An 11,034-nucleotide genomic window follows, 5' to 3' on the forward strand; every position below is an offset into this window, starting at 1 on the left:
CGGTGGCACTGAGGCCGGGCTTGCTGTCCAGAACACAGAAAAGGTAGCTTCTCTGCTCGCAATAGCTCACAAGCGCCTTGAAGACATGCGTCAAGGCCTCATCAGAAGCGGCCCCGCTCGATAGGTCGGTCGCTGCGGTGAAACGGGGATACGGAATCGCTAAAATATTGACGTCATTAACAGTATCGAATGCATAAATGCCGGTGCGACTCACCGGGCTGCCCACATAATCGAAGCGAGACAAATCAGAAAGACCGTCCGAATAACTCCCAGCTAATGCCGTGAAGCCGGCATTGACAATCGGAACAACGCTCGCGTCTTGGGACAGGCGGATCAAGCGGGACGCGCCCGGACCCTCGTTCACGCGATTGGGCGCCCAGTCGGCGCCGTTTTCCCGAACCGAAGAGAGATGTTTGTGGGTTTCCAGAAGATCGCCCTCCTCACGAACATACAGCGAGTAGTCTCTGGCGAGTACTTTCGTGTTTGTCGGAAAATCGACCGCTGTGGTCAATGGTCCCGAAAAGACGGCGTTGACAATTTTATTGCCCCCGACCACCATGGTCTCAACCCGGTCCACGACTGCAAAGGCCTGTTGATCCGCCGGAACGATCCAGAGGGTTGTGCCTTGTGGAATCGGTGTGTCGAAAAGATTGTTCAACCGCGCCATGATGCCGTCGCTCGCGTTGCTCAGCGTCAATATCGGATCGGTGTCGGCCGCAATCGTGACCTCGGCTGTGGTCTGCCCCATATAACTGAAATCCGGTGTCATCACTAGGGCGCCGGCTGCAATGGTCTCAGCATCTGCGACCGCCGTTCCCTCTGGATCGCTATAGAGGCTGCCATAGGTCAATGATAACTGTCCGAGTGCTGCGTCCTCAATTCGGGCGACGGTCGCAAGGATCGGACGCACCATCCACAAAAGGGTACCTTTTGTCATCCCCTCTCCGCTCGAAACTGCCACCCGGTCGAAGGTCCCCATCGCGCGCGCCGTTGACAACGTTGTGCCGAACTTGCTGCTGTTTTGAACCGCAACGGAGATGCCGGTGCCGAACTCGCCGGGGCTGGCAGCCTTTATGGTAAGCTCAGCCGTGCCTGAAACAAAACCAAACGTCCTCGTCGCCGGTGTTGCCGTCATTGTGCTGTTATCCAGAATATCATCGTAGTGCACCACACGAACCACGTAGCAGCGGGTCCCGCCTTCCCTGAAAAATGCTTCCACTGCATGCCCGAGATAATATTCCTGCCGTATATCGAGAGGCTTCCCGAATACCCGATGGAATTCCGAAATACTTGTAATGAGCGTCGCCTGGTTGACCGGCCCGCGCTCTGCCACCCCGACAAAACCGGCGGTCGATGTACCAACCCCTTCTATCACCTTGACGCTGGACGCAACTTCCTCAACGTAGACTCCTGGCGCAAGATACTCGGCCATTGTCAGTCCTCCTTCTTTGCGGTAGATGTTTCCTTGCCTTTTTTGACCCTATCGTTTTCCTTTGCGGCTTTTCCCGTCTCGACCTTGGCAATTTTCTTCGCGTCTTTATCAACGGGATTCTCTCCATCTACCTTTGCGGCCTTGTTTTCTTCTGCCTCGGCCGTGATTGCTTTCTTTTTGTGAACCGCTGGCGCTGATTGTTTGGAGAGTTGCATGCCGGCCCGCCTCGAGAGCCTGGCGACATGCGGCGACACTGCCTCTTTGTCGTTAAGCTCCCGGTGTTGACCGGGAAGCAGTCGACACCATCCACCCCCGGGGAGTGGAAACTCCACAGTTCGATTGGTATGATTACGTAATTTATATGACACTGGTTTCCTCCTGGTTCGTTACACTTCAACCATTGAAAAACTGACCGTAACGCTCTGCCGTTCACTGAACGAGACAGTTTCGACACTGTTCTGGTAGCCGGAAAGCTTGGCCCGAATACGGATATCCGTAATGATCAGGTCCTCTCTTCGTAAGAAATAGAGAAGATATCTTCCTCGGACGTCGGTTTCGCACCGCACATGGGTCTGACGGCCGATCACCCGCAAATCGGGTCCCGTGCCGACAGTGTATAGTCGCACTCGATTTCCAGCGTTGGTACCGACATTCTGGTTCTGAACTACCTGATTATTGACGCGTCTTAGCTCAACGACCACAGAGGCGAGCGGTAGTCCTGTCACCGAATCGGTCACTGTACCGCTCACTCGTTGAATATCGGATAAAAAAGGATAATAGGGTCCGGCCAGCATCCGAATTATTCGATGGTCGACAAATCGAACAAGGTCTCCGGCCTGGAGCGTCTCCGCACCCGATACGACTTCTGTAAGCACGGCGGACACGATACCGACCCCTTCCAGCGGTTGTGCCAATGTCGTGAGGAAGCGGTTGGAGATGACAGCGGTTCCCACTGCCAATCTGGGCCTGAAATCACGGGTCGCAAAGGTGATTGTGCGAGTAGAAAGCTCCACTGATTGAACGACGACAAACGATTCATTCTCTCCGGGTACGTCCAAGACAAAATTATCCGTCGTTGAAAGCGGGATTGTAATGTCATGGAAAAATGGTCGATGATGATGAGTCTGTATCGAAAGAGCGCGGGTTCCGTCCGGTACGTCTGTAAAGACACAAAAGCCGTCGCCGTTAAACACCGGTTTACTCAGGCTGTCCGCCATTGTAACCTCTACCTGCCTCAAGATGCTGGATGTTATGTCATCGACCATCATCATGGCGACAGAGACACGCCGAAATCGTTGCTCAAATCCCATTCAAAGCTCCCTCGGACCATCTGTCGGAGTTGGGGCCTTCAAGTATATGACTTCACCACCTACCGATTTTTTATCGACAATTGAGCCCTCATTAATCAGGTGCGCCAACGCTTTTTCAACCAATTTCATCGATGGTCTAAATTGGTCATCCTCAAACCACCAATTTGCAATTCCTAAAAGATTGTCGGCAGCTCGGGGAAAGTCTTCTATATATTGACGTATTGCCCTGATTGTTTTCTCCAATTTATCTTCATCATTTGTCATTGTAAGCCTCGTGCAAATTAACAGCAACTTGTATGCCAACTTCTACAAGAAGAAATATGTTAAAGTTTCAAGGATATACTGCAAAAAAAATGGTGGTCCGGGTCTAATATGTCCCACATGTTTGAACTAAGAAAAGCGAACATGTCAGGAACAGGTAGTCATCAGGAAGATGACCAATACCCACCAGGTGGGTCGATAATGCCCCAATCTCCTCATCTGTGAGTAAATATCTTTGTGGAATAGATGGAAGCAACCATTCAATCCTCTGTTTGCGGGCATTCCAAACGCAGCTGGTTACAAAATCGAAAAGGTTTTTACTTTCATTTGAAATACGTTCAAAACAGCGGTAATCTTCAAGATTAGCGATCTCTATTCTTTCAGGAATCGTCTTAGATTCTTGCTGCAGGCGGTCAATTTCAGCTTCCTGTAGGGCGATTTTCTGTTTCTAAAGGCGACCGGTATGGGATAACTCTGCCAAACCCTCTTGATCTAAAATTAAAATATTTTTTCCATCCCCCTTGATAAAGCCGGCCAGGTCCATTTTTTTTAATACACGGGAAATAGTTTCAGGGGTTGTGCCGATGAGGCTTGCCAGTTGAACCTTGGAAACAGGCAACGACACGTTGGCTACCGGCGATCTTTCTTTTCCCAATGCGATTGTTTGTGAATCTTCCGTCCCTTCTTGGGATAAGGTGAGAATATAAGCGGCCAGTCTGGCAGGTACTTCTTTCAGACTTAAATTTTCAATCTGAATCGTAAATTCCCTTAAGCGTCTGGACAGGTCTGCCAGCATGTTCATGGCAAGGGCAGGGGACTTTTCAATCTGTTGGACAAATGCCTGCCTGGGCAGAAAAAGAATGGTTGACGGTTCCAATGCCATGGCAGAGGCAGGAAAGTTTTTTCCCTGGAACACCGGGACTTCACCAAATATATGGCCGGGACCGTATATATGCAGGATCTGCTCCTTTCCCTCAAAAGAGATTTTAAATATTTTAATTTGGCCTTCCGCCACGATATAAAACCCTTCGCCTCTGTCACCTTCCTGGAAGATAATCTCTCCTTTGTTCACGCTCAATTCGCTGGCCAAATCGGCAAGGGCCGCACACTGGTCTTCTGTCAGCCCTGAAAAAAGGGGAATGATATGCAGATAATTTTCGATGCTTTGCCTCCGAAAAATATTTTTCAGTTATGGTTTGATTTGGGGCATCCGGATGACGGTAAAAAAAATTAAAGGCTTGATCCAGATCAAGGTTTCCTTTTTTTGTCTATAGTAACTTAAAGCCAGGATGTAAACCCAATTTGAATTTTAACAATGAAAGGTGTGACCCATGAAAGTTATCCGTAAAATTATAGAAATAGACGACGAAAAGTGTGATGGCTGCGGTAATTGCGTCCCCTCCTGTGCCGAAGGGGCTATTCAGATCATTGACGGGAAGGCAAAGGTCATTGCCGATAAATATTGTGACGGGCTTGGGGCCTGTCTTGGGGATTGTCCTAAAGGCGCGCTTAAGCTTATTGCGCGTCAGGCTGATGCGTATGATGAAGAAGCCGTACACGCAAGGCTTGATGCGCAAAAATCAGCTGCCGATAGCCCCAGATTTAAGGGTTGCCCATCACAGCAGGTAACAACGTTTCCCATCTCCCCGGTATCGGGAATGGGTATGGCAACTGCCGGATCCGCCGGCGCCTCAGCCCTGGGACACTGGCCGGTACAGCTTCGGCTGATTCCCGCCACAGCCCCATTTTTAAAAGATGCAAGCCTGCTGATTACAGCAGATTGCGTTCCCGTTGCTGCACCGTCGTTTCATTCAGATTATCTGAAGGGCAAGGTTGTCATGTTGGGCTGTCCCAAATTTGATGATGCTGAGCTTTATATTGACAAGCTTTCGGATATTTTTATCCGGAATAATATCCGGGAGATCACCATGATAGTCATGGAAGTTCCCTGCTGCTCAAAAATGAAATGGATCGTTGAGCGTGCCCTGGAAAAATCCGGTGAAAGAATTCCTGTTCACCAGGTAACCATTGCAACCACAGGCCAGGTCTTGTCTGAAACCCCCGCTTAAGTCCTTTTGGGCCGTGTAGCAGAGCCAATGACAGTTTAGCCTAACACCTGCCGGATCACGTCGTCCAGTTCTCCTGCGGTAAAGATTTTTATTTCCTGCTTGAGGCTGTCATCCATGGCGGAAATTTCGGCCTGTTTTTTCGCAGGAAAAATGATGGTCTTGATTCCGGCGGTTTTGGCCGCAAGCAGTTTCTCCCGAATGCCGCCCACCGGAAGGCTTCTGCCGCTTAACGTCACCTCGCCTGTCATGGCCGTATCCCTGGGGCAGGGAATCTCCTTTAAAAGGGAGGTCAATGCCACGGCAATGATCATCCCGGCTGACGGGCCGTCCTTGGGAATGGCTCCCGAGGGAACATGGACGTGGATATCCCGGCCCTGGAGAAAGTCTGCAGCCAGACCTAACTGTTCAGTATGGCTGCGGATGTAACTTAAGGCGGCCTGGGCCGATTCTTTCATTATCTTTCCGAGGTATCCGGTGAGGATCAAACGTTCTGCTCCCATCATCCGCGTGGTCTCAACAAAGATGATTTCCCCGCCGCTTTCTGTCCAGGCCAGGCCTGTGGCATCCCACGCGGTCCCTGGCCCCTGCAATTTCATTAAATAACGAGCCAATTTTGTTCGCCTTTTCGTTTGTGCCTTACGTTGTGTCAATCGGCACATATTTCAATTAAACCCTGATATTTTTGTATGAGACCCTTCCAAAGTGTAGTATTCTGATTTCTTAAATCCAACGATAGGAGATGCAACGATGAAGATGAAGAAATTACATAGGCTGGTTATTTTATCCTCTATTTTTTTCTGCGCTGCAATCTCATTAATCCCTTCAATCGTGATTGCTGATAACGATCACACCATTGCTCTGGTCATGAAAGCGTTAACCAACCCCTTTTTTTTAAAAATGGAACAGGGTGCCAAAAATTTTGCGAAAGAAAATGAAATTCCATTAGAGGTTTTTGGAATTATAAATGAAACTGACACATTCCACCAAATAAGTATTATGGAAAGTCTGATTTCAAGAAACATTGGTGCCATTGTGCTTACGCCGGCGGATTCAAAAAAATTGGTGCCTGTTTGTAAGAAAGCCATTAAAAAAGGAATTACAGTTATCAATATCGATAACCCATTAGACAATAATCTGCTTAGCAAAGAAGGGCTAAACATACCATTTGTAGGATCTAACAACCAGACGGGTGGTGAGCTTTTAGGACAATACATTAAGCAACAACTCAAAGGAGAAGGGCGTGTCATTGTCATTGAGGGGATTCGGGGGGTAGAAAATGCCGAACTTCGTAAATCAGGTTTTGTAAAAGCCGTTACAAAAAATTCTTCAATTTGGATTGTGGCATCAGAGTCGGCAAATTGGAAAACAGAAGAAGCGTTTTCTGTAACTATGAAATTATTGCAAAAACACCCTTCTATTGATGCGATTTTTTGTGCAAACGACAAGATGGCCATCGGAACATTACAGGCGATAGATATTTTAGATCTGAATAAAAAGATCCTCATTGCCGGATACGATAATATAGAATCTGTTAGAAATGAGATCAGACATAAAAAAATCCACGCAACAATGGAGCAGCATCCGGAACTTATGGGGGCATACGGTGTGATGCTCGCCCAAAAAAAAATAAACGGAGAGGCTGTTCCTGATAACCTGTCGACACCTTTAGATATTATCACTTACGAAACTTTTGGTAAAAAAGTCGCATTCTCCATTTCTGATATGAAAAATCCTTTTTTTGTATCAATGGCTGACGGTGCCCAAAAGGCAGCCGAACTATATGGCATTGAACTTATCATCAATAGTGCCGAGAATAGCGATTCAAAACAATTGATGGACTTGGCTGAATTTCAAAAGAGTCATCCCGATATCATAATTTTAAATCCCACAAATGCTGAGTCTGTCGTTCCGGGTGTTGAGATGGCAGTTATGAATAAAATACCGGTCATAACTGTGGATAGAAAATCCGCCGGCGGAAAAATCCTTTGTCATGTAGGCCCAGATAATTTTGAAGGTGGTAGAATGGCGGCTATATTGTTGGCCGATATATTAAAAGAAAAAGGAAATATTGTCGAAATCGAAGGCATTCCAGGAACATCATCATCTCATGATCGTGGCTATGGATTCAATGACGAACTAAAAAAATTTGATAATATAAAAATAATCGCCAGAGAAGCGGCAAATTTTGACCGGGAGCAAGCCAAACAAGTTATGAGTAAACTGCTGCGTGAGAATGTCTATTTCGATGCTGTTTTTGCACATAATGATAATATGATTCTTGGGGTGGCAGACGCATTATCCGAACGTAAATTATCCCAAAACAAAATTCTTGTCGGATTCGATGCAATGAGAGAGGCTGTTCAAGCTGTAAAAACAAAAAAGATAACAGCAACAATAGCGCAGCATCCCCAGAAAATGGGACGAATGGCTCTTGAAATAACGGCAAAGTATTTTCGAGGTGAAGAAATTCCATCCAATATTCCCCTAACTCTTTCCGTAATAAAAAAATAGGTATTCATTTGTTTAGAACAATCAGCAGCAAAATCAGCGCTATAGTAATCCTTCTTATCCTTTTATTCGTGGTGAATTATGGATTATTAACTTATTTTCTTAATGAGCAAGAAATATTAGCTACACAGATGTTGGAGATGTCTCAGGCTGAGAGAAAACTGCATGCGGTAAATGGTGGATTTTATGAAATTCGATTTTGGGAGAAAAAAGTTCTTGAAGAAAAAAATCCGGACGCTATTGCAAATTATGGCGCTTCAATTTCAAGTATAAAAACAGAGCTTAGAGAGTTAGAAGATTTTGAAACCAATAAAACGATTCAATCAAAATTGCATTCTATTCGGGCCGGGATTCTCCATCAAGAAACAATTTTTAATGAGGCACAACAATTAAAAACAACCCAGAATCTTCACAGGACAAGCCTGAATACAAGTTACCGATCGTTGAGTTCAAATATTTTGAATGACGATATGAGGCAATTCTTTAAGCCTCTCTTTAATTTAAACCATTTTTTTATCGTTTACATTATGCAGCAGGATGAACCTGTTTATAATTCATTAATCATGGTCGTTGATTACCTTTATAAAAAGATTGAACAAATACATCCATCTGACGACAGGACCAAGGAATATCTTTTATCTTTCAAAAATTTATTGCAGGAGGATTTCAAACTCGCGAATCTAATAAATAACACCGAAGAGCATTTTGAGTTAGTAAACACCGGTCTTCTCAATCAGTTTGATGATGTTTTTACGGAAGCATCAGCATTGTTCAAAAGTAAATATGTCGAGGCCGAATCTAAAAGAAACTATCTAAACAACATGGCGTTATTTTTAACGGTTATCAGTGTAACCCTAATGGGTTTTGTTTTCTATCTGTTTTCAAAAACGATTGTTACACCGATACGTTCTCTTGCTATGGTGATGCGTAAGGTCAGAGACGGGAATTTTGATGAAAGATTTTTTTGGGCTGGCAGTAAAAAAGATGAATTAATTGGATATGGATATCATTTCAATACAATGTTGGATACGCTTCAAGAACATGAGGCCTTGTTAAGGACACTTATTGAAACGATTCCCGATCTGGTATGGTTGAAAAATCCCCAAGGCGAATACTTATTATGCAACTTAAGATTTGAACGCTTTTTTGGCGCAAAACAAAAAGATATCATAGGAAAAACAGATTACGATTTTGTCGATAAAAAATTAGCGGATTTTTTTAAAAAAATGGATCTGGCAGCAATACGCGCTAACGAACCGTATATAAATGAGGAAGAGATAGTTTATGCGGATGATGGACACAAAGAACATCTTGAAACAATAAAAACACCCGTGTTTGATTCGGAAGGTAATCTTAAAGGGGTTCTCGGGATTGCAAGAGATATCACTGAAAGGAAGAAAAACGAAGAAGAAAAAATTCAAGCATACTTAGCCCTTGAAGAACATAAAAAATTAGCTCTGGTTGGGAAAATTGCGGGGAAAATGGCTCATGATTTCAATAATATCCTTGGAATCATAATGGGGCAATCCGAGTTAGGCTTGCTCAGGTGTAAAGAACAGGAAACGTTAAAAATATTTCAGGTTATATTCGATCAATCTTTGCGGGGAAGAAATTTAACCAAGAATTTAGTTGCGTTTGCCAAAGATCAAGAACCCAAATACGAGTATTTTTATCTTAATGAAAAAATAGAACTGGTGCTAAATTTGTTAGAAAAGAATTTAGAAGGGATTGAAATTAGAAAAGAGGGATTGTCTGAGAATATAGATTTTCTTGCTGATCCGGGAATGATAGAACATTGTCTTGTAAATATTTTTCAAAATTCTATTCACGCATTGAGTAAATCTGAAAATCCGTTTATTTCTGTCCAACTTCGACAATCGAATGGAACAGTCATTGTAATGATCAGTGACAATGGCTGTGGAATCCCTGAGGCGCATATTGATAAAATTTTTGAACCGTCTTTCTCTCTTAAGGGCAGTAGAGATGTCTTAGCATCTTATGAGAGCACGATAAAAGGTTCCGGTTATGGAATGGCAAACGTTAATAAATGTATTGAGCTTCATAAAGGCAACATTACGGTACACTCTCAATTAAATATCGGCACTACAGTTGAATTGAGTTTCCCATTAATTAGAAGAAAACTCACAAAAGAAGAGAAGATGGCTATAAAAAATGAGGGTTGCCATAGCAATAAAAGGATTCTGTTAGTTGAAGATGAGATTCAAATTGCAGAAGTTCAGCGTTTTGTTTTGACAAATGACCCGTGTAATCACATCGTTGATGTAGCACATACAGGAGAAGCTGCTTTAAAATTTCTTGCTAAGAATGAGTATGATTTGATAAGCCTTGATTATATGTTGCCCGGGAAGATAAATGGTAAAAATATGTATGACCATATTAGATCAGAAAATAAAACAACCCCTATTTTATTCATTTCCGGTAATATAGAATTTTTGGAGTCTATAAAAGATTTAAAAAGAGACGATTGTTTTGTTGATCACGTTTCCAAACCTTGTCAAAATATCGTCTATTTAAACAGCATAAATGTGCTGCTTGATAAAGCGAAAAGTTGATGAAATTTAAAAAAAGAAAAACCGGATTGAAGTTTGCAACACTTGGCGCGACATTTGTATGGCCAGGCCGCGTTTGTTTTAAATGCATTTGTATTTTAGAAGAAACATGTTAATATCCGATCGAAATTGGATTCAGGTACCGGGAATTAGGCCCCCAAATATCAATAATTCCAGTTGCCTGGCAACATTAAAAAATAAAATTCAGGATAGAGCAGATGAAATATAATAATGAAAGAGCTCGGATCGGCCATATCTCTTTTTGGGGTTTTTGCCGTCATATTAGTTTGAAAATATTAAGATCCGTCCTGGCCTGGGGGATTCTTTTTTCTTTGACCATGATCCCTTCCGGCGCCATGGCCCAAAACGAAGGTGACCTTGCAGACGGTCTGTATGCAAAAATGGATACGGATAAAGGAACCATTCTTCTTGAGCTTTTTTACAAACAGGCCCCGTTGACTGTTACCAATTTTGCAGGGCTTGCTCTGGGAAAAATGGATACAGATGTTAAAAAGGGCGAAAAGTTTTACGATGGACTGACATTTCACCGGGTGATTCCGGATTTTATGATCCAGGGTGGAGACCCCCAGGGCACGGGCCGGGGAGGTCCAGGATACCGGTTCCAAGATGAGTTCAGTCCTGAATTAAAACATGACGCTCCCGGAATTTTGTCCATGGCCAATGCAGGTCCGGGCACCAATGGCAGCCAGTTTTTCATTACCCACAAAGCCACCCCTTGGCTGGACGGCAAACACACGGTGTTCGGCAAGGTGATCAAGGGGATGACGGTGGTCAATGCCATAGAAAAAGAGGATAAAATTAAAACCTTTGCCTCATCCCCTACTGCCAGAATCTCAACGGTTTTAATTTTATCCTCTTTTTCT

9 protein-coding genes and 1 pseudogene are annotated in these 11,034 nt (G+C 44.1%); 4 read left to right on the forward strand and 6 right to left on the reverse strand.

Features of this window, described 5'->3' with window-relative positions; translation table 11 throughout:
• The 5 genes and pseudogenes from B3D59_RS13965 to B3D59_RS13985 form a co-directional block, all read right to left on the reverse strand.
• Positions 1 to 1,432, reverse strand: a pseudogene (locus tag B3D59_RS13965) (hypothetical protein); the annotation flags it as partial.
• Between the two features lie 2 nt (positions 1,433 to 1,434).
• Positions 1,435 to 1,800, reverse strand: a complete 366-nt coding sequence (locus B3D59_RS13970) for a hypothetical protein (RefSeq protein WP_286820634.1) — start codon at positions 1,798 to 1,800, stop codon at positions 1,435 to 1,437.
• An 18-nt stretch (positions 1,801 to 1,818) separates the two neighbouring features.
• Complete coding sequence (locus tag B3D59_RS13975) at positions 1,819 to 2,316, reverse strand: hypothetical protein (protein WP_286820635.1); 498 nt, start codon at positions 2,314 to 2,316, stop codon at positions 1,819 to 1,821.
• 426 nt (positions 2,317 to 2,742) lie between these two features.
• Positions 2,743 to 3,006: a hypothetical protein gene (locus tag B3D59_RS13980; RefSeq protein WP_286820639.1), complete on the reverse strand. Its 264-nt coding sequence runs from the start codon at positions 3,004 to 3,006 to the stop codon at positions 2,743 to 2,745.
• A gap of 445 nt (positions 3,007 to 3,451) precedes the next feature.
• Positions 3,452 to 4,075, reverse strand: a complete 624-nt coding sequence (locus B3D59_RS13985) for a Crp/Fnr family transcriptional regulator (protein ID WP_349676896.1) — start codon at positions 4,073 to 4,075, stop codon at positions 3,452 to 3,454.
• Between the two features lie 259 nt (positions 4,076 to 4,334).
• Here B3D59_RS13985 and B3D59_RS13990 point away from each other — a divergent pair, with 259 nt between their 5' ends.
• A complete protein-coding gene (locus B3D59_RS13990) occupies positions 4,335 to 5,072 on the forward strand; it encodes an ATP-binding protein (RefSeq protein WP_286820641.1) in 738 nt (245 codons plus the stop codon).
• A gap of 35 nt (positions 5,073 to 5,107) precedes the next feature.
• Here B3D59_RS13990 and B3D59_RS13995 read toward each other — a convergent pair whose 3' ends face one another.
• A complete protein-coding gene (locus B3D59_RS13995) occupies positions 5,108 to 5,683 on the reverse strand; it encodes a S16 family serine protease (RefSeq protein ID WP_286820644.1) in 576 nt (191 codons plus the stop codon).
• Between the two features lie 136 nt (positions 5,684 to 5,819).
• Here B3D59_RS13995 and B3D59_RS14000 point away from each other — a divergent pair, with 136 nt between their 5' ends.
• The 3 genes from B3D59_RS14000 to B3D59_RS14010 all read left to right on the forward strand — a co-directional run.
• Positions 5,820 to 7,583: a substrate-binding domain-containing protein gene (locus tag B3D59_RS14000; RefSeq protein WP_286820645.1), complete on the forward strand. Its 1,764-nt coding sequence runs from the start codon at positions 5,820 to 5,822 to the stop codon at positions 7,581 to 7,583.
• Positions 7,584 to 7,591: 8 nt separating this feature from the next.
• Entirely contained in the window at positions 7,592 to 10,153 is a 2,562-nt protein-coding gene (locus B3D59_RS14005; protein WP_286820646.1) for an ATP-binding protein, read from the forward strand.
• Positions 10,154 to 10,506: 353 nt separating this feature from the next.
• Positions 10,507 to 11,034, forward strand: a 528-nt coding sequence (locus tag B3D59_RS14010; protein WP_286820653.1) for a peptidylprolyl isomerase, incomplete at its 3' end; no start/stop codon positions are given.

The sequence above is a fragment of the Desulfobacter sp. UBA2225 genome, from assembly GCF_002348205.1.
GTDB lineage: Bacteria > Desulfobacterota > Desulfobacteria > Desulfobacterales > Desulfobacteraceae > Desulfobacter > Desulfobacter postgatei.